This window comes from Pseudomonas paraversuta, from assembly GCF_904063065.1.
GTDB classification, from domain to species: Bacteria; Pseudomonadota; Gammaproteobacteria; order Pseudomonadales; family Pseudomonadaceae; genus Aquipseudomonas; species Aquipseudomonas paraversuta.
The window spans coordinates 245,155-262,947 of record NZ_CAJFCL010000001.1 but is presented as its reverse complement, the minus strand read 5'-3'; the positions used below and the strand labels follow the sequence as shown (position 1 = coordinate 262,947).

14 protein-coding genes, 4 tRNA genes and 1 riboswitch are annotated in these 17,793 nt (G+C 58.4%); of the genes, 16 read left to right on the top strand and 2 right to left on the bottom strand.

Features of this window, described 5'->3' with window-relative positions:
- The first annotated feature begins 172 nt into the window (after positions 1–172).
- The 7 genes from JQ845_RS01200 to astE all read left to right on the top strand — a co-directional run bounded on the left by JQ845_RS01200 (position 173) and on the right by astE (position 8,035).
- Complete coding sequence (locus tag JQ845_RS01200; RefSeq protein WP_010655910.1) at positions 173–1,393, top strand: aspartate aminotransferase family protein; 1,221 nt, start codon at positions 173–175, stop codon at positions 1,391–1,393.
- Between the two features lie 176 nt (positions 1,394–1,569).
- Complete coding sequence (gene aruF, locus JQ845_RS01195) at positions 1,570–2,589, top strand: arginine/ornithine succinyltransferase subunit alpha (protein ID WP_010655909.1); 1,020 nt, start codon at positions 1,570–1,572, stop codon at positions 2,587–2,589.
- Positions 2,590–2,643: 54 nt separating this feature from the next.
- Entirely contained in the window at positions 2,644–3,681 is a 1,038-nt protein-coding gene (astA, locus tag JQ845_RS01190) for an arginine N-succinyltransferase (RefSeq protein WP_003440872.1), read from the top strand.
- A complete protein-coding gene (gene astD, locus JQ845_RS01185) occupies positions 3,678–5,147 on the top strand; it encodes a succinylglutamate-semialdehyde dehydrogenase (protein WP_191985186.1) in 1,470 nt (489 codons plus the stop codon). The genes astA and astD overlap by 4 nt, the downstream gene beginning before the upstream one ends.
- 164 nt (positions 5,148–5,311) lie before the next feature.
- Positions 5,312–6,658 (top strand): N-succinylarginine dihydrolase, encoded by a 1,347-nt coding sequence (gene astB, locus JQ845_RS01180; protein ID WP_161718046.1) that lies wholly within the window; start codon positions 5,312–5,314, stop codon positions 6,656–6,658.
- Positions 6,659–6,723: 65 nt separating this feature from the next.
- A complete protein-coding gene (locus JQ845_RS01175) occupies positions 6,724–7,011 on the top strand; it encodes a hypothetical protein (RefSeq protein WP_003440880.1) in 288 nt (95 codons plus the stop codon).
- Positions 7,012–7,024: 13 nt separating this feature from the next.
- Positions 7,025–8,035, top strand: coding sequence for a succinylglutamate desuccinylase (gene astE, locus JQ845_RS01170; protein ID WP_003440883.1), 1,011 nt, complete (start codon positions 7,025–7,027; stop codon positions 8,033–8,035).
- A 96-nt stretch (positions 8,036–8,131) separates the two neighbouring features.
- Here the strand turns inward: astE and JQ845_RS01165 are convergent, their stop codons facing one another.
- A complete protein-coding gene (locus JQ845_RS01165) occupies positions 8,132–8,626 on the bottom strand; it encodes a 6,7-dimethyl-8-ribityllumazine synthase (protein ID WP_010655905.1) in 495 nt (164 codons plus the stop codon).
- A gap of 131 nt (positions 8,627–8,757) precedes the next feature.
- A riboswitch (FMN riboswitch) is annotated at positions 8,758–8,928 on the bottom strand.
- A 216-nt stretch (positions 8,929–9,144) separates the two neighbouring features.
- Between JQ845_RS01165 and ltaE the strand changes: the two genes are divergently transcribed.
- The 9 genes from ltaE (at position 9,145) to mgtE (ending at position 17,058) form a co-directional block, all read left to right on the top strand.
- Complete coding sequence (gene ltaE / locus JQ845_RS01160) at positions 9,145–10,149, top strand: low-specificity L-threonine aldolase (RefSeq protein ID WP_003440889.1); 1,005 nt, start codon at positions 9,145–9,147, stop codon at positions 10,147–10,149.
- 146 nt (positions 10,150–10,295) lie between these two features.
- Positions 10,296–12,914: an alanine--tRNA ligase gene (gene alaS / locus JQ845_RS01155; RefSeq protein ID WP_160628296.1), complete on the top strand. Its 2,619-nt coding sequence runs from the start codon at positions 10,296–10,298 to the stop codon at positions 12,912–12,914.
- A gap of 79 nt (positions 12,915–12,993) precedes the next feature.
- Entirely contained in the window at positions 12,994–14,229 is a 1,236-nt protein-coding gene (locus JQ845_RS01150; RefSeq protein WP_003440896.1) for an aspartate kinase, read from the top strand.
- Between the two features lie 187 nt (positions 14,230–14,416).
- Positions 14,417–14,605, top strand: coding sequence for a carbon storage regulator CsrA (gene csrA / locus JQ845_RS01145; RefSeq protein WP_003175645.1), 189 nt, complete (start codon positions 14,417–14,419; stop codon positions 14,603–14,605).
- Between the two features lie 61 nt (positions 14,606–14,666).
- Positions 14,667–14,757, top strand: a tRNA-Ser gene (locus JQ845_RS01140).
- A gap of 108 nt (positions 14,758–14,865) precedes the next feature.
- Positions 14,866–14,942, top strand: a tRNA-Arg gene (locus JQ845_RS01135).
- A gap of 72 nt (positions 14,943–15,014) precedes the next feature.
- A tRNA-Arg gene (locus JQ845_RS01130) sits at positions 15,015–15,091 on the top strand.
- Between the two features lie 70 nt (positions 15,092–15,161).
- Positions 15,162–15,238, top strand: a tRNA-Arg gene (locus tag JQ845_RS01125).
- 377 nt (positions 15,239–15,615) lie between these two features.
- The gene (gene mgtE / locus JQ845_RS01120) at positions 15,616–17,058 is read left to right on the top strand and encodes a magnesium transporter (protein WP_003440900.1); all 1,443 of its coding nucleotides are present in this window, start codon (positions 15,616–15,618) and stop codon (positions 17,056–17,058) included.
- Positions 17,059–17,137: 79 nt separating this feature from the next.
- On the opposite strand, the gene JQ845_RS01115 is transcribed toward mgtE, so the two are convergent.
- Positions 17,138–17,464 (bottom strand): Arc family DNA-binding protein, encoded by a 327-nt coding sequence (locus JQ845_RS01115; RefSeq protein ID WP_003440903.1) that lies wholly within the window; start codon positions 17,462–17,464, stop codon positions 17,138–17,140.
- Positions 17,465–17,793 lie beyond the last annotated feature (329 nt).

Here is a 17,793-nt window from a genome sequence, read left to right as displayed (position 1 = left end):
GTTTAAACTGCGCCTTTGTGACGGAATATGTCGCATTGCCGCAAGCCTTGGAAAATCGTGGTAGGACGCTGTAAGAAGTTGTCGCTTGGCGACAAGGCTTGCCCCCCGCGTGTCCTTACAATCCCCCCATCGCTTGCCAGTTCAGGCAGGCGTTCCTCTTCAGGAGACTCCGATGTCCGTTGAGCAAGCCCCGGTGCAACGCGCCGATTTCGACCAGGTCATGGTTCCTAACTACGCACCTGCCGCCTTCATTCCTGTGCGCGGTGCCGGTTCCCGGGTTTGGGATCAGGCAGGTCGAGAACTGATCGACTTCGCAGGCGGCATCGCTGTTAACGTTCTGGGTCATGCACATCCGGCACTGGTCGGCGCGTTGACTGAACAGGCGAACACCCTGTGGCACGTATCCAACGTGTTCACCAACGAGCCGGCGTTGCGCCTGGCCAAAAAGCTGGTGGACTCGACCTTCGCTGAGCGGGTGTTCTTCTGCAACTCGGGCGCAGAAGCCAACGAAGCCGCGTTCAAGCTGGCCCGTCGTGTGGCCCATGACCGTTTTGGCCCTGAGAAGTACGAAATCATCGCCGCCCTCAACAGCTTTCACGGACGCACACTGTTCACCGTGAACGTGGGTGGCCAGTCGAAGTACTCCGACGGCTTCGGTCCGAAAATCACCGGCATCACCCATGTCCCGTTCAACGATCTCGACGCTTTGAAAGCGGCCATTTCGGACAAGACCTGCGCGGTAGTGCTGGAGCCGATCCAGGGCGAAGGCGGTGTGCTTCCGGCCGAACAGGCTTACCTGCAAGGCGCGCGCGATTTGTGCGATCAACACAATGCATTGCTGGTGTTTGACGAAGTGCAAACCGGCATGGGCCGCACCGGCGAGTTGTTTGCCTATATGCATTACGGCGTGACCCCGGACATCCTCACCAGTGCCAAGAGCCTGGGTGGCGGTTTCCCGATCGCAGCCATGTTGACCACTGAAGCACTGGCCAAACACCTGGTTGTCGGCACTCATGGCACCACCTACGGCGGCAACCCGCTGGCGTGCGCCGTGGGCAACGCGGTGATCGACGTGATCAACACCCCTGAAGTGTTGAACGGTGTGAAAACCAAGCACGAGCAGTTCAAGACCCGGCTTGAGAAAATTGGCCAGCAATACGGCCTGTTCACGCAAGTACGTGGCATGGGCCTGTTGATTGGTTGTGTATTGAGCGATGCCTGGAAAGGCAAGGCCAAAGACATCTTCAACGCCTGTGAGAAAGAAAACCTGATGATTTTGCAGGCCGGTCCTGACGTGGTGCGTTTCGCCCCGAGTCTGGTGGTTGAAGAGGCCGATATCGAAGAAGGTCTGAACCGCTTCGAACGTGCCGTGCAAAAGCTGACGCAAGCCTGATCGTGATTTCAACGCCTGATTTTTCAGGCGTTGACCCTTTTATATGCTGAACCGCAACCCCTGCAGGAGCGAGCTTGCTCGCGAGCCATGCATCGCGATCCCATAAAGCTCGCTCCTGCAGGGGTTGCAGGTTCGGTATTTTCTTCTGTGTTGTTCAAGGATTAAGGAGTGACACCATGCTGGTGATGCGCCCCGCGCAAATGGCTGATCTGGGCGAAGTACAGCGTCTGGCTGCGGACAGCCCGATTGGTGTCACTTCATTGCCGGACGATATCGAGCGCCTGCGCGACAAGATCGCAGCCTCTGAAACCTCGTTTGCCGCTGAAGTCAGCTTCAACGGCGAGGAGAGTTATTTCTTCGTTCTCGAAGACACCGCCACCGGCAAACTGGTGGGCTGTTCGGCAATCGTGGCATCGGCCGGTTACTCGGAACCGTTCTACAGCTTTCGTAACGAGACCTTTGTACATGCCTCCCGCGAGCTGAAGATTCACAACAAGATTCACGTGTTGTCGCAGTGCCATGACCTCACTGGCAACAGTCTGCTGACCAGCTTCTATGTACTGCCTGAACTGGTGGGTTCGGCCTGGTCCGAGCTCAACTCCCGCGGGCGACTGCTGTTTGTGGCCAACCATCCGGAGCGCTTTGCCGATTCGGTGGTTACCGAGATCGTTGGTTACAGCGATGAAAACGGTGACTCGCCGTTCTGGGACGCCATTGGCCGCAACTTCTTCGACCTGAACTACGCCGCCGCCGAGCGCCTGTGCGGGCTTAAAAGCCGTACTTTCCTCGCCGAACTGATGCCGCACTACCCGATTTATGTGCCCTTGCTGCCCGACACCGCCCAGGAGGCCATGGGGCAAGTGCATCCGCGGGCGCAGATTACCTTCGACATCCTGATGCGCGAAGGCTTCGAAACCGATCACTACATCGATATTTTCGACGGTGGCCCGACCCTGCATGCACGGGTTTCGGGTATCCGTTCGATTGCTCAAAGCCGCGTGGTACCGGTCAAGATCGGGGAGCCAGGCAAAGGCGGCGGTCGCCAGTATCTGGTGGCCAACGCCCAGTTGCAGGATTACCGCGCGGTACTGCTGGAACTCGACTGGGCGCCGGGCAAACCGGTGATGCTGGATCTGGAAGCGGCCGAAGCACTCGGTGTTGGCGAAGGCGCCAGCGTACGAGTGGTGGCGGTTTAACGCGTTTAGCGAGTTTCGCGGGGTTCGTCAGCGCGCCCCGTTTGAGGAGATAGCATGATCGTTCGTCCTGTACGCAATAGCGATTTACCGGCCCTGATTGAGTTGGCCCGCAGCACTGGCACCGGCCTGACGACCTTGCCGGCCAATGAAGAACGCCTGCTGCACCGTGTCACCTGGGCTGAAAAAACCTTCCGTGGCGAAGCCGGGCGCGGCGACGCGGATTACCTGTTTGTGCTGGAAAACGACGAAGGCAAGGTGGTCGGCATTTCTGCCATTGCCGGCGCGGTAGGCCTGCGCGAGCCCTGGTACAACTTCCGGGTGGGCCTGACGGTCAGCGCCTCCCAGGAGCTGAATATCTATCGGGAAATCCCGACCCTGTTTCTGGCCAACGATCTGACCGGCAACTCTGAATTGTGCTCCCTGTTCCTCAGCGCCGATTATCGCACCGGCTTCAACGGCCGCATGCTGGCCAAGGCGCGGATGCTGTTTATCGCCGAGTTTCCCGAGTTGTTCGGCAACAAGATCATTGCCGAAATGCGCGGTATGTCCGACGAAGCGGGCCGCTCGCCGTTCTGGGAAAGCCTGGGCCGGCACTTCTTCAAAATGGAGTTCAGTCAGGCCGATTACCTGACCGGCGTCGGCAACAAGGCCTTCATCGCCGAGTTGATGCCCAAGTTCCCGGTATACACCTGCTTCTTGTCTGAAGACGCTCGCGCCGTGATCGGCAAAGTGCATGTTCACACCGAGCCGGCGCTGAACATGCTCAAAAGCGAAGGCTTCAGCTACCAGGGCTATGTCGATATTTTCGACGCTGGCCCGGCAGTGGAGTGCGAAACCAGCAAGATCCGTGCTGTGCGCGACAGTGAAGCGCTGGTGCTGGCTATCGGCACCCCGGGTGACGATGCCACGCCTTACCTGATCCACAACCGCAAGCGCGAAGACTGCCGTATTACCGCGGCACCGGCACGTCTTGCTGCAGGCACGCTGGTGGTTGATCAATTGACCGCCAGACGTCTGCAACTGACTGCCGGCGATCAAGTCCGCGCAGTGGCATTGTCCGCCCAGCCAGTGACCCCACGGGAGTCGAAATAATGAGCACGTTGTATATCGCAGGCGCCTGGCAGAACGGGCAGGGCGAAGCCTTTGAGTCGCTGAATCCGGTCACCCAGCAAGTGCTGTGGACGGGTAACGGGGCCAATGCGGCCCAGGTCGATGCTGCCGTGCAGGCGGCGCGTCAGGCTTTTCCGGCCTGGGCCACACGTTCTTTCGAGGAGCGCCTGGGCGTACTCGAAGCGTTCGCTGCCAGCCTCAAGGGCCACGCCGATGAGCTGGCGCGCTGCATCGGCGAAGAAACCGGCAAACCCCTGTGGGAGTCGGCCACCGAAGTCACCAGCATGATCAACAAGGTGGCAATCTCGGTACAAAGCTATCGCGAGCGCACGGGCGAGAAGAGCGGCCCGCTGGGCGATGCCACTGCCGTATTGCGCCACAAGCCCCACGGCGTGGTCGCGGTGTTTGGTCCGTATAACTTTCCGGGCCATTTGCCCAACGGGCATATCGTCCCGGCTTTGCTGGCCGGTAACAGCGTGGTATTCAAACCCAGCGAACTGACCCCCGGCGTTGCCGAGCTGACGGTCAAGTGCTGGATCGAAGCCGGCTTGCCGGCGGGTGTGTTGAACCTGCTGCAGGGTGCGCGCGAAACCGGTATCGCACTGGCGGCCCATACGGGCATCGACGGCTTGTTCTTCACTGGCTCGAGCCGTACCGGTAACGCGCTGCATCAGCAGTTCGCCGGTCGCCCGGACAAAATTCTGGCCCTGGAAATGGGCGGCAACAACCCGCTGGTGGTCGATCAGGTGGCCGATCTGGACGCTGCGGTCTACACCATCATTCAGTCGGCCTTTATCTCGGCCGGGCAGCGTTGCACATGCGCCCGGCGCTTGCTGGTGCCGCAAGGGGCGTGGGGCGACAGTCTGTTGACGCGCCTGGTTGAAGTCAGCCAGAGCATCGAAGTGGGGGCTTTTGATCAGCAGCCGCCACCGTTCATGGGCTCGGTGATTTCGTTGGGTGCCGCGCGCGCCCTCATGGATGCTCAGGAAGTATTGCTGGGCTCTGGGGCTGTGGCTCTGCTGGAGATGACTCAGCCGCAGAGCAATGCCGCGTTGCTGACTCCGGGCATTATCGACGTCACTGAAGTCAGTGAACGATCCGACGAAGAGCTGTTCGGGCCGTTGCTGCAAGTGATTCGCTACAGCGGTTTCGACGAAGCGATTGCCGAGGCCAACAACACCGCGTTTGGCCTTGCAGCAGGGCTGCTGTCGGACTCCGAAGCGCGTTATCAGCAGTTCTGGCTGCAAAGCCGGGCCGGGATCGTTAACTGGAACAAGCAGCTGACCGGCGCGGCCAGCAGCGCACCGTTTGGCGGTATCGGGGCGTCGGGCAACCATCGCGCCAGTGCCTATTACGCCGCTGACTATTGCGCGTACCCGGTTGCTTCTCTGGAGACGCCGACCCTGGCGTTGCCGGCGGCGTTGACCCCCGGTGTGCGAATGTCCTAAAGCGCCGATTCCTGTGGGAGCTGGTTTGCCAGCGATTGAGGCAGCGTGGTCCGTTCGATACCCCGCGTCGCCTGCATCGCTGGCAAGCCAGCTCCAGGATCAGGGCCTGTTTGCCTCAGAATTTTGATTCATGCCAATTACAACCGTTTGCCGGAGCCTCGCCGATGAAGTCCTTTGAAGTCAATTTTGACGGTTTAGTGGGGCCGACCCATAACTACGGCGGTCTGTCGTTTGGCAACGTCGCCTCCCAGAGCAACAGTCAGCAGGCCTCCAATCCAAAGGAAGCCGCGCTGCAGGGTCTGGAAAAAATGAAAGCGCTGATGGACATGGGCTTTGTCCAGGGGGTTTTGGCGCCTCAGGAACGTCCGGATGTCGGCGCTTTGCGCAGCCTGGGCTTTAGCGGCAGCGATGCGCAGGTCATCCAGCGCGCCGCGAAGCAAGCAATGCCATTGCTGGTCGCCAGTTGTTCGGCGTCGAGCATGTGGGTGGCCAACGCGGCCACGGTCAGCCCGGGCGCGGATACGGCAGACGGCCGCGTGCACTTTACGGCTGCCAACCTCAATTGCAAATTTCACCGCAGCATCGAGCATCCGACCACCAGCCGTGTACTGGGGGCGATGTTTGCTGATCCGCAGCATTTTGCGCACCACGGGGCATTGCCGGCGGTGGCTCAGTTTGGTGATGAAGGTGCGGCCAACCACACGCGGTTTTGCCGGGATTATGGCCAGCCGGGGGTGGAGTTTTTTGTATACGGGCGCAGTGCGTTCGACAGCCGCTACCCGGCGCCGCAAAAATATCCGGCGCGCCAGACCCTTGAAGCTTCGCAAGCCGTGGCGCGTCTGCACGGCCTGAGTGACGAGGGGGTAGTGTTTGCCCAGCAGAACCCTGACGTGATCGATCAAGGGGTGTTTCACAACGACGTGATCGCTGTCGGTAATGGCGAGTTGTTGTTCCATCACCAGGATGCGTTTCTCAACACCGAGCAGATGCTGGCCGAGCTGCACGCCAAGCTGGCGGCACGTGGTGGCAACTTCCAGTCGATCAGCGTGCCCCGTGATCAGGTAGCAGTGGAAGATGCAGTGCGCTCTTATCTGTTTAACAGCCAGTTGCTGAGTCGTGCTGACGGCTCGATGCTGTTGATCGTGCCCGAAGAGTGCCGCAGCAACCCCCGTGTGTGGCAGTACCTGCAAGGGCTGACGGCGGCGGGCGGACCGATTCGCGAGGTCAAGGTGTTCGACCTCAAGCAAAGCATGCAGAACGGTGGCGGCCCGGCGTGCCTGCGGCTGCGGGTCGCACTTAATGAAACTGAGCTGGCGGCGGTCAATCCCGGGGTTATCATGACCCCTGCGCTGTACGACACGCTGACCCGTTGGGTCAACAAGCACTACCGCGATGCCTTGCGCGAAAGCGATCTGGCAGACCCGCAATTGTTGCTTGAATGCCGGACGGCACTGGATGAACTGACGCAAATCCTTAAACTGGGCGCGGTTTACCCGTTCCAGATCAATTGAACACGTGCGTGCCCGGGGTTTATCGCCCCGGGCACGCAACGTCACCCGCAAATGAGAGCTAAATAATGACCGATACCCTGAAGCTGATCCTTGAAGATACCGACGGCACCCAGCTGGAAACCTCCTGCACCCGCGTCGCTGTCATGTGGCAGGGCAAGGAACTGTGGATTCAGCAAGACGGCCGTGGCCAGTTGCTGATCGGTGTGGACGTTGAGGAAGGCGATGCCGAATACGCCAACCTGTTGCTGCGCCCATTGGCGACTAACCTTGTAAGCCTGCAACTGGAAATGGAACCGGCTGACCTGGGCGACGACGAAGACGGTCACGTTCACGGCCCAGACTGCAACCACTGATAAAGGATGCTCTATGCTCGCCCTCGGCAAACTGCTTGAACTGACCCTGGCCGGACGTGAACCGGCCGAGAAGACTCAACTGACTGTCGACGGCGTGCGGATGCGCTGGCTGGCCGAGGGGGCACTTGAAGTGCGCCCTCCTGAAGGTCGCGACGATGGTATGGATCTGCTGTTGTCGGCAGGCATCCACGGCAATGAAACAGCGCCTATCGAGTTGCTCGATCGCCTGTTGAATGACATTGCCCGGGGCGACATCAAGCCCCGAACCCGAATTCTGTTCCTGTTCGGCAACCCTGGTGCCATGCGCACCGGAGCGCGGTTTGTCGAAGAGGACCTGAACCGGCTGTTCAACGGTCGGCACGAGAACAGCAGCGGCCCAGAAGCCTTGCGTGCGTGCGAACTTGAACATCTGGCCGAAACATTTTTCAGCCTTCCTGAACGTACCCGCCTTCATTACGACCTGCACACCGCCATTCGCGGTTCGAAGATCGAGCAGTTCGCGCTCTATCCCTACAAAGAAGGTCGGGTCCATTCCCGTGACGAGCTGGCCCGCCTGCGTGCTGCCGGTATGGAAGCGGTCCTGCTGCAGAACAAGCCTTCAATCGTCTTCAGTGCCTACACCTATGAGCAGCTGGGCGCTGAAGCCTTTACCCTGGAACTGGGCAAGGCACGACCTTTCGGGCAGAACGGCGGGGTTAACGTCGAGCGTCTTGAGTTGCGTTTGAAGCAGATCATCGAGGGCACCGAACCGCCCCTGGCTGATGCTTCGCTGGAAGGTCTGCAGCTGTTCAGCGTGGCTCGCGAAGTGATCAAGCACAGTGATGCCTTCGTCCTGCACTTGCCGGCGGATGTCGAGAATTTCTGCGAATTGCCCAAGGGCTATTTGCTGGCGCAAGACACGCCCAGGACGCACTGGATCGTCGAAGAGGAGGGTGCGCGGATCATCTTCCCCAATCCAAAGGTGAAGAATGGTTTGCGGGCCGGGATGATTATCGAGCCGGCGAAGGCGGCGGTGCTCGTTTAGCTATAGGCGCGGGCTTGTCTCGCGATGCGCTCGATGGCGCCGTGTTTATCGGGTAAACACGGCGCCATCGTCAACAGTCATCGCGCTTGACCTGAATTACACCGCGCGTTTTTGCTGGGTATCCATACGCTTGATAGCGCGAATTTTCTGCAGGGTATCGACGCAGGTTTTTGCCGCTTCCTGGCCTTTGTGCACGAAGTGCTCGAAGAAAAACTTCTGGTGTTCTTCGCCTGCGTGGAAGTGATGCGGGGTCAGGCTGACCGAGAACACCGGAACTTCGGTTTCCAGTTGAACCTGCATCAGGCCGCTGACCACTGACTGGGCGACGAAGTCGTGGCGATAGATGCCGCCGTCGACAACCAGGGCTGCGCCGACGATACCGGCATAGCGGCCAGTCTTGGCCAGCAGTTTGGCGTGCAGCGGGATTTCAAACGCACCGCCGACTTCAAAGAAATCGATGTCGCTTTCCTGATAACCCTGCACCAGCATTTCGGCGAGGAAACCTTTACGGCTCTGGTCGACGATCTCTTTGTGCCAGCTGGCCTGGATAAACGCTACACGCTCGTTGTGGTGAATTGCGGTGGGTTGCATGTTCTGACTCCTGTTTGTGTGAAAAACAGGGCATATGAATCGAATGGGATTTAAGGGTGCGTTCCGGTGGGCTGTACGCGGCAATAAAGCAGCAGTACAAGCCCGCCGGGTTGACGGCCCTTTGGCGCCAATCCCGTTCTCTCTTCATCCGGACTATGACCGTCGGCCCCGGGATCACACCGGGTCTGCTGACCTTGACCGGTCATCAGCCAAAGCTGAAGGACCTGCCAAGCGCTCGCGGGCTATGCGCATTGCGCGCAATTACCGCCGGTGGGGAGTTGCACCCCGCCCTGAGAACGTTGCCGCCAGCCTTTCTGGCGGCGGGCATTTTGTATCACATATGTTTTAAAGATGCATTGCTGCTTTTTGCTAATAGTCATCGATTTTGCAGATTGTTTTATTTGTCCATTGTCAGGTTACGCCTTGAATATGGCGGGGTTGCCCGCAGTACTCTTGTTAGCAAGGGAGGTCCCCGATTAGCATCAAGTGCTGATCCCCCCATTGCCGAGGCTTGTTCAATGACTGTTATCGATCTTCGTAGTGACACCGTGACCCAACCCAGCCGCGGCATGCGCGAGGCCATGGCGAATGCGCCACTGGGCGACGATGTGTATGGCGAAGATCCCATGGTGAACAAGCTGGAGTGGGAGCTGGCCTCAAGACTGGGCTTTGCCGCGGCATTGTTCGTGCCCACGGGCACCATGAGCAACCTGCTGGCGCTGATGGCCCATTGTGGGCGCGGCGATGAATACATCGTCGGGCAGCAGGCCCACACCTACAAGTATGAAGGTGGCGGTGCGGCGGTACTGGGCTCCATCCAGCCGCAGCCGCTGGAGGTACAGGCGGATGGTTCGCTGGACCTGGATCAGGTCGCGGCAGCGATCAAGCCTGATGACTTTCACTTTGCCCGCACCCGCTTGCTGGCGCTGGAAAACACCATGCAGGGTAAAGTCCTGCCACTGGAGTATCTGGCTGCGGCAAGTCGTCTTACCCGTGAGCACGGGCTGGGCCTGCATCTCGATGGTGCGCGGCTGTACAACGCTGCCGTCAGGCTGGGGGTGGATGCGGCGGATATCACCCGGCATTTCGATTCGGTGTCGGTATGCCTGTCCAAAGGGTTGGGCGCGCCAGTGGGCTCGGTGCTGTGCGGTACTGTGGACTTGATCGGCAAGGCCCGGCGTTTGCGCAAGATGGTCGGCGGCGGCATGCGCCAGGCCGGTCAGCTGGCGGCTGCGGGGCTTTACGCGCTGGACCATCAGGTTGAGCGCCTGGCCGATGACCATGAGCACGCCCGGCTGCTGGCCGATGGCTTGCGTGCTGGCGGTTATGAAGTTGAGCCGGTCCAGACCAACATGGTTTATGCGCAACTGGGTGAGCGGGCGCAAGCGCTCAAGATATTTGCCGGTGAACGTGGTATCAAACTGAGTGCCGCACCGCGTCTGCGAATGGTCACGCACATGGATGTCAGTCGCCAGCAGATTGAGCAGGTAATCTCGGTTTTAACTGAATTTAACCAACAATGAGTGTGCAGGCCGTCCAATTGCCTGCGCCTATCGTATAAACACGCTGTACCCAAGGCGAAGGGCCGATATAATGCGGCCCTTTGCGAGTCGCACTGTCGATGGACGTGATTGACTTGCCTCTGGCCGCAGCCTCCGTGGAAGAACCTATGAAAAGCGCAGAAATCCGTGAAGCCTTCCTTCGCTTCTTCGAGGAGCAAGGTCACACCCGTGTCCCGTCCAGCTCCTTGGTCCCGAACAACGATCCGACCCTGCTGTTCACTAACGCGGGGATGAACCAGTTCAAGGACTGTTTCCTGGGTCAGGAAAAACGGGCATACACCCGTGCTACCAGCAGCCAGAAGTGCGTGCGTGCCGGTGGCAAGAACAGTGACCTGGAAAACGTCGGCTACACCGCCCGTCACCACACTTTTTTCGAAATGCTGGGCAACTTCAGCTTTGGCGACTATTTCAAGAAAGACGCGATCAATTTTGCCTGGACCTTCCTGACCGGTGTCTTGAAGCTGCCTGAAGACAAACTCTGGGTGACGGTCTACGCCAGCGATGACGAAGCCTATGACATCTGGACCAAAGACGTCGGCGTGCCTGCCGAGCGCATGATCCGCATCGGCGACAACAAAGGTGCTCCGTACGCTTCGGACAACTTCTGGACCATGGGTGATACCGGCCCGTGTGGCCCGTGCACCGAAATTTTCTATGACCACGGCCCTGAAATCTGGGGTGGCCCGCCGGGCTCGCCGGATGAGGACGGTGACCGTTACATCGAAATCTGGAACAACGTGTTCATGCAGTTCAACCGCACCGCCGATGGCGTGTTGCATCCGCTGCCTGCGCCGTCGGTAGACACCGGCATGGGCCTGGAGCGGATCAGTGCGGTGATGCAGCACGTCAACTCCAACTACGACATCGATCTGTTCCAGAGCCTGTTGCAAGCTGCAGCCCAAGCGATTGGTTGTGCCAACGACGGCCAGGCGTCGCTGAAAGTGGTGGCTGACCACATTCGTTCGTGCAGCTTCCTGATCGCCGATGGCGTGCTGCCGTCCAATGAAGGTCGCGGCTATGTGCTGCGCCGCATCATTCGTCGCGCCTGCCGTCACGGCAACAAGCTGGGCGCCACCGGCAACTTCTTCTACAAAATCGTCGCGGCACTGGTTGCCGAGATGGGGGCGAGCTTCCCTGAACTGGTGCGCGAGCAGGCCAACATTGAGCGCGTGCTCAAAGCCGAAGAAGAGCAGTTCTCCAAGACCCTGGAGCAAGGCCTGAAAATCCTTGAGCTGGACCTGGCCGACCTTAAAGGCACCGTGGTGCCGGGCGATGTAGTGTTCAAGCTCTACGACACCTACGGTTTCCCGATGGACCTGACCGCCGACATCGCCCGCGAGCGTAACCTGACCGTGGACGAAGAAGGTTTCGAGCGCGAGATGGAAGCCCAGCGTGTGCGTGCGCGTTCGGCCAGTTCGTTCGGCCTGGACTACAACACCCTGGTCAAGGTCGACGTGCCCACCGAGTTCATCGGCTACAGCGCCACCCACAGCCCGGCCAAGGTAGTTGCCCTCTATAAGGATGGCCAGTCTGTTGCCAGCCTGAATGAAGGTGATGAGGGCGTGGTGGTTCTCGATCAAACCCCGTTCTACGCCGAATCTGGCGGTCAGGTCGGCGACTGCGGTTATCTGCAGGCGGGCAGTGCCCGTTTTGACGTGCGCGACACCACTAAAACCGGCGGCGCGTTCCTGCATCACGGTGTGGTTGCAGCGGGCGGCCTGAAGGTCGGCGAAACCGTTGAAGCGCAGGTCGATGCTGAAGTCCGTCATGCCACGGCGCTGAACCACTCGGCTACCCACTTGCTGCACGCGGCCCTGCGCCAGGTACTGGGCGAGCACGTTCAGCAGAAGGGGTCGTTGGTTGACAGTCAGCGCATGCGTTTCGACTTCAGCCACTTCGAATCGATCAAGCCCGAGCAGATCAAGGCGCTGGAAGATATCGTCAATGCCGAGATTCGCAAGAACACCCCGGTCGAGACTGAAGAAACCGACATCGACACCGCCAAGCAAAAAGGCGCCATGGCGCTGTTTGGCGAGAAATACGGCGACAACGTGCGCGTGCTGAGCATGGGCGGTAATTTCTCGGTCGAGCTGTGTGGCGGTATCCACGCCAATCGCACCGGTGATATCGGTCTGATGAAAATTACCAGTGAAGGTGGTGTAGCCTCCGGTATTCGTCGTATCGAGGCGGTCACCGGTGCTGCCGCACTGGCTTACCTGAACGCCGCTGAAGAGCAGCTCAAGGAAGCCGCCAGCCTGATCAAGGGCTCGCGTGAGAACCTGGTCGACAAACTGTCGGCTGTGCTGGAGCGTAACCGCCAGCTGGAAAAACAACTCGAACAATTGCAGGCCAAGGCCGCAAGTGCTGCCGGTGATGATCTGTCATCGTCTGCAGTGGATGTGAAAGGCGTGAAAGTGTTGACCGCTCGCCTGGACGGTCAGGATGGCAAGGCGCTGCTGGCGCTGGTAGATCAGCTGAAGAACAAGCTCGGCCGTGCAGTGATCCTGCTCGGCAGTGTTCATGAAGACAAGGTCGTTCTGGTTGCAGGCGTAACCAAGGACCTGACTGGCCAACTCAAAGCCGGTGATTTGATGAAGCAGGCCGCTGCGGCAGTGGGCGGGAAGGGCGGTGGTCGTCCGGACATGGCGCAAGGCGGCGGTGTTGATGCTGCAGCCCTGGACGCCGCACTGGCCCTGACTGTGCCATTTGTCGAGCAAGGTATCTGAGGTCCAGCACGCGCCGTCGTCTACGGCGCGTCGTTTGAATGATAAATGGGCGCCCTTTATGGGCTGAGGCTGCTTTGAAATGGCTTTGATCGTACAAAAATTCGGAGGCACCTCGGTCGGCTCTGTCGAGAGAATCGAACAGGTCGCCGAGAAAGTTAAGAAGTTCCGTGAAGCCGGCAATGACCTGGTGATTGTGCTGTCTGCAATGAGCGGCGAAACCAATCGCCTGATCGAACTGGCCAGGCAAATCAGCGATCAGCCATTGCCCCGTGAACTGGATGTGATCCTGTCCACGGGCGAGCAGGTGACAATAGGCCTGCTGGCAATGGCGCTGAACAAGCGCGGCGTGCCAGCGGTGTCCTATACCGGCAGCCAGGTGCGGATCCTTACGGACAGCGCGCACACCAAGGCCCGGATTCTGCAAATCGACGATCAGAAGATTCGCGCCGACCTCAAGGCCGGGCGCGTGGTTGTGGTGGCAGGTTTCCAGGGCGTGGATGAGCACGGCAACATCACCACCCTGGGCCGTGGCGGCTCTGACACCACCGGTGTGGCGCTGGCGGCAGCCTTGAAGGCGGATGAGTGCCAGATCTACACCGATGTCGATGGCGTCTACACCACTGACCCGCGGGTTGTGGCGCAGGCTCAGCGTCTGGAAAAAATCACCTTCGAAGAAATGCTGGAAATGGCCAGCCTGGGTTCCAAGGTGTTGCAGATCCGGGCGGTCGAGTTCGCAGGCAAGTACAACGTTCCGCTGCGCGTATTGCACAGCTTCAAAGAGGGTCCTGGCACCCTTATTACTATTGATGAAGAGGAATCCATGGAACAGCCGATCATTTCTGGCATCGCTTTCAACCGCGATGAAGCCAAGCTGACTATCCGTGGCGTGCCTGACACTCCGGGCGTGGCGTTCAAGATTCTGGGCCCGATCAGTGCGACCAACATTGAAGTCGACATGATCGTGCAGAACGTGGCGCACGATAACACCACCGACTTCACCTTCACCGTGCATCGCAATGACTTCACTGCAGCGCAGACGGTGCTGGAAAACACGGCGCGTGAAATTGGCGCCCGTGAAGTGGTGGGTGATACCAAGATTGCCAAGGTGTCGATCGTCGGTGTTGGCATGCGCTCCCATGCGGGCGTTGCCAGCCGCATGTTTGAGTCGCTGGCCAAGGAGAACATCAACATCCTGATGATCTCGACCTCGGAGATCAAAGTCTCGGTGGTGATCGAAGAGAAGTACCTGGAGCTGGCTGTGCGCTCGTTGCACACCGCTTTTGAACTGGACGCTCCTGCCCGACAGGGTGAGTAAAGCGTTGCCCGGAGGGCGCGGTTGATCCGCGCCCTTTGTTTTTTGATAGATGTGAACGAACTCTGCTGTTTTCGTCATGTTGGTCAATACTTAAGGCGCGGCGGGCTATAGCTGTTCAGCTAGTAGGCCGAAGCCCTTTTTTTTTGCAGACTGTTGTCCCTGAAATGAATAGCGTGAGGAGAAACGTATGCTGATTCTGACTCGCCGATGTGCGGAAAGCCTGATCATAGGCGATGGCGAAATTACTGTGACCGTGCTCGGCGTCAAAGGAAACCAAGTGCGAATTGGTGTGAATGCACCCAAGGAAGTGGCCGTGCACCGCGAGGAAATCTACCTGCGGATCAAGAAAGAAAAGGATGAAGAACCAAGTCTCTAATTTTATTTAAGTTTTTAGTTGCATACGGGGAAAAGGCTGGTTATTATACGCCCCGTGTTGCGGAGAGGTGGCCGAGTGGCCGAAGGCGCTCCCCTGCTAAGGGAGTACATCTCAAAAGGGTGTCGGGGGTTCGAATCCCCCCTTCTCCGCCATTTATTCAAGTAGCACGTTCGAATCTAGCCATTTCGGTAAGTTGTTGAAATTACTGAAAAAAGTACTTGGCAGAGAGATTCAACGGTCTATAATACGCAGCTTCAAATGCACTCGTAGCTCAGCTGGATAGAGTACTCGGCTACGAACCGAGCGGTCACAGGTTCGAATCCTGTCGAGTGCACCATTTAAAGAGTTAGTTGCTTCGGTAGTTAACTTTGCTTCAACCAGCGGTGGTCTGGTCTAACAAACACAACTTGCACTCGTAGCTCAGCTGGATAGAGTACTCGGCTACGAACCGAGCGGTCACAGGTTCGAATCCTGTCGAGTGCACCATTTAAGAGTTAGTTGCTTCGGCAGTTAACTTTGCTTCAACCAGGGTGGTCTGGTCTAACAAACACAACTTGCACTCGTAGCTCAGCTGGATAGAGTACTCGGCTACGAACCGAGCGGTCACAGGTTCGAATCCTGTCGAGTGCACCAAACACCAAAAAGCCTGCACATTGTGCGGGCTTTTTGCTGTCTGCGATTTGGATTCTCGGTAGTGACTGTCGAGGCACCAGGCTGCGATCGGCAGCGCGGCAGTCGTAAAACTCAGGCGCCTGCCATAATGGATCGATCGAGGTTTGGGGTTGGTACCGGGGCAGCGACCACAGGCATCGCGCAAGCAGTTGTTATCACCGAGATTTTTCGCGTCATTAATTTTTAAGCCGTGTATGATTGCGCCCGTCAGCCCCGCCGGGGCTTGTGGAAGACCTCCATGGACTTACCCAGTAGAAACTCAGCATCCCGTTTTTCCAATCATGAATTGACTGATTGATCCTTCCGGCGTGCCCTGCTGCTGGGAGTGGAGTTCGCCTATGACCGAAGTTGAAGTAAAGAAAACTCAAGACAGCCTGCAAAGCCGCCTCGCTCAAGTCATTGAGCTGCTTAATCGCCAGCGTGTGGTCGAGGACCTGACCCATCGTCAGGAAGGCCAGCACCATGACCGGGTTGAAAACCTGGTCCACCGGCAAAACCTTGTTGAGCTCCAGCGCAAGCTTGAAGACCTGCACTCTGCAGACGTTGCCTACATCCTTGAAGCATTGCCCCTGAACGACCGTCTGACGGTCTGGCAGCTGGTCAAGGCTGATCGCGACGGCGACATCCTGCTGGAAGTTTCGGATTCGGTACGTGAAACCCTGATCGCCGACATGGACGATCATGAGCTCCTGGCTGCGGCCAAGGAGATGGATGCCGACGAACTCGCTGACCTGGCCCCTGAGCTGCCGCGAGACGTCATCCATGAGCTGATGGAAACCCTGGACGGGCAGCAGCGTGAGCGCGTTCGCTCCGCGCTGTCCTATAACGAGGATCAGGTCGGCGCCCTGATGGACTTCGAGATGGTGACCATCCGCGAGGATGTCAGCCTTGAAGTGGTGTTGCGTTATCTGCGCCGCCTCAAAGAGTTGCCAGGGCACACCGATAAACTGTTTGTGGTCGATTACGACGGCGTGCTCAAAGGCGTGCTGCCGATCAAGCGCTTGCTGGTCAACGACCCGGAGAAGCAGGTGGCTGAAGTCATGGCCAGCGACCCGGTAAGTTTCCATCCGGACGAAGATGCCTACGATGCGGCCCAGGCATTTGAGCGTTATGACTTGATCTCTGCGCCCGTGGTCGACAAGAACGGCAAGCTGATTGGCCGTTTGACCATCGATGAAATGGTCGACCTGATCCGGGAAGAAAGTGAAAACGAAGTCCTCAACATGGCCGGTCTGCGTGAAGAGGAAGACATCTTTGCATCGGTCTGGAAATCCCTGCGTAACCGCTGGGCCTGGCTGGCGGTCAACCTGGTGACTGCATTTATTGCGTCGCGGGTGATCGGGCTGTTTGAAGGATCCATTGAAAAACTGGTCGCCCTGGCTGCACTGATGCCCATCGTGGCGGGGATTGGCGGCAACTCCGGCAACCAGACCATCACCATGATTGTGCGCGCCATGGCCCTTGACCAGGTCAATACCGGCAGCACCTCGCGCCTGATGCGCAAAGAGCTGGCCGTAGGCCTGATCAATGGCCTGGTGTGGGGTGGCGTGATAGGTGTCGTCGCCTACCTGCTGTATGGCAGCTGGTCGCTGGGGGTGGTGATGACGGCTGCCATGACCCTCAACCTGTTGCTGGCCGCGCTGATGGGAGTATTGATCCCCATGACGCTGTCCCGACTGGGGCGTGATCCGGCGATGGGGGCAAGCGTGATGATCACGGCCATGACAGACAGTGGCGGATTCTTTATCTTTCTGGGCCTGGCAACGATCTTCTTGCTATGACCCGCGCCAGATCAGCCAGGCGTAAATAACGCCCATAAAAAAGCCAGCGCAGTGCTGGCTTTTTTGTATCTGTATTGAATCAGGACGCGCTGGATGCTGCTTCGGCGTCGTGAGCAATCAGGGACACCAGCGCATTTTGCTGGCGATGGGAGAGTTGGCGGAAGCGTTGCAGCAGTTCACGCTCATGCAGGGAAAGCTCGGGGCTGTCCAGGCGCATGCTGAGTTCTTCACCCAGATTGCCTTCCTGAATAAGGCTTTGCTCCAGTCGGGCGATGATTTCAGAGTTCATGCTGCGGTGATGATCGCGAGCCACTTCGGCAATGCGCTCGCGCATTCCGTCTGGCAGGCGTACGACAAACTTGTCGGCCGTACGGCTTGAGTAAATTGCCTGTTTCAATGGGCGCATTATAGTTAACCGGTTAGTTCAGGGGAGCGGTTCTCGGAATTGGCCGCAGGATGTGGTTTAAGACCGTCCCTGTGGCCAAATGTTCAACCTGAATTGTTAAGAGGCACGCATCATGCCTTAAGTCCGCCACTTCCCTGGCGTCAATTCTGTGACAAATATTGAACCGGATAGAGGCTTTTTGCCAGTAACGATTATCGGAAATCTGCACTGGCTTGGGAAGCTGATAGTCGTGTTCTTCATCCGAAAGCAGCGCTGGCACGTTTTTTACGACGAATGCTTGAAAGCCGCTAGCCGGCCCTTATGTGTTTGCGCATTCTGCGGGTGGCTCG

Bases quoted from the DNA above. Each gene is read 5' to 3' on its own strand.
- astA (WP_003440872.1), top strand. From the start codon at position 2,644: ATGATCGTTCGTCCTGTACGCAATAGCGATTTACCGGCCCTGATTGAG.
- JQ845_RS01115 (WP_003440903.1), bottom strand. From the start codon at position 17,464: ATGCGCCCATTGAAACAGGCAATTTACTCAAGCCGTACGGCCGACAAG.
- astE (WP_003440883.1), top strand. From the start codon at position 7,025: ATGCTCGCCCTCGGCAAACTGCTTGAACTGACCCTGGCCGGACGTGAA.
- JQ845_RS01175 (WP_003440880.1), top strand. From the start codon at position 6,724: ATGACCGATACCCTGAAGCTGATCCTTGAAGATACCGACGGCACCCAG.
- aruF (WP_010655909.1), top strand. From the start codon at position 1,570: ATGCTGGTGATGCGCCCCGCGCAAATGGCTGATCTGGGCGAAGTACAG.
- csrA (WP_003175645.1), top strand. From the start codon at position 14,417: ATGCTGATTCTGACTCGCCGATGTGCGGAAAGCCTGATCATAGGCGAT.
- JQ845_RS01200 (WP_010655910.1), top strand. From the start codon at position 173: ATGTCCGTTGAGCAAGCCCCGGTGCAACGCGCCGATTTCGACCAGGTC.
- JQ845_RS01165 (WP_010655905.1), bottom strand. From the start codon at position 8,626: ATGCAACCCACCGCAATTCACCACAACGAGCGTGTAGCGTTTATCCAG.
- astB (WP_161718046.1), top strand. From the start codon at position 5,312: ATGAAGTCCTTTGAAGTCAATTTTGACGGTTTAGTGGGGCCGACCCAT.
- alaS (WP_160628296.1), top strand. From the start codon at position 10,296: ATGAAAAGCGCAGAAATCCGTGAAGCCTTCCTTCGCTTCTTCGAGGAG.
- mgtE (WP_003440900.1), top strand. From the start codon at position 15,616: ATGACCGAAGTTGAAGTAAAGAAAACTCAAGACAGCCTGCAAAGCCGC.
- JQ845_RS01150 (WP_003440896.1), top strand. From the start codon at position 12,994: ATGGCTTTGATCGTACAAAAATTCGGAGGCACCTCGGTCGGCTCTGTC.
- ltaE (WP_003440889.1), top strand. From the start codon at position 9,145: ATGACTGTTATCGATCTTCGTAGTGACACCGTGACCCAACCCAGCCGC.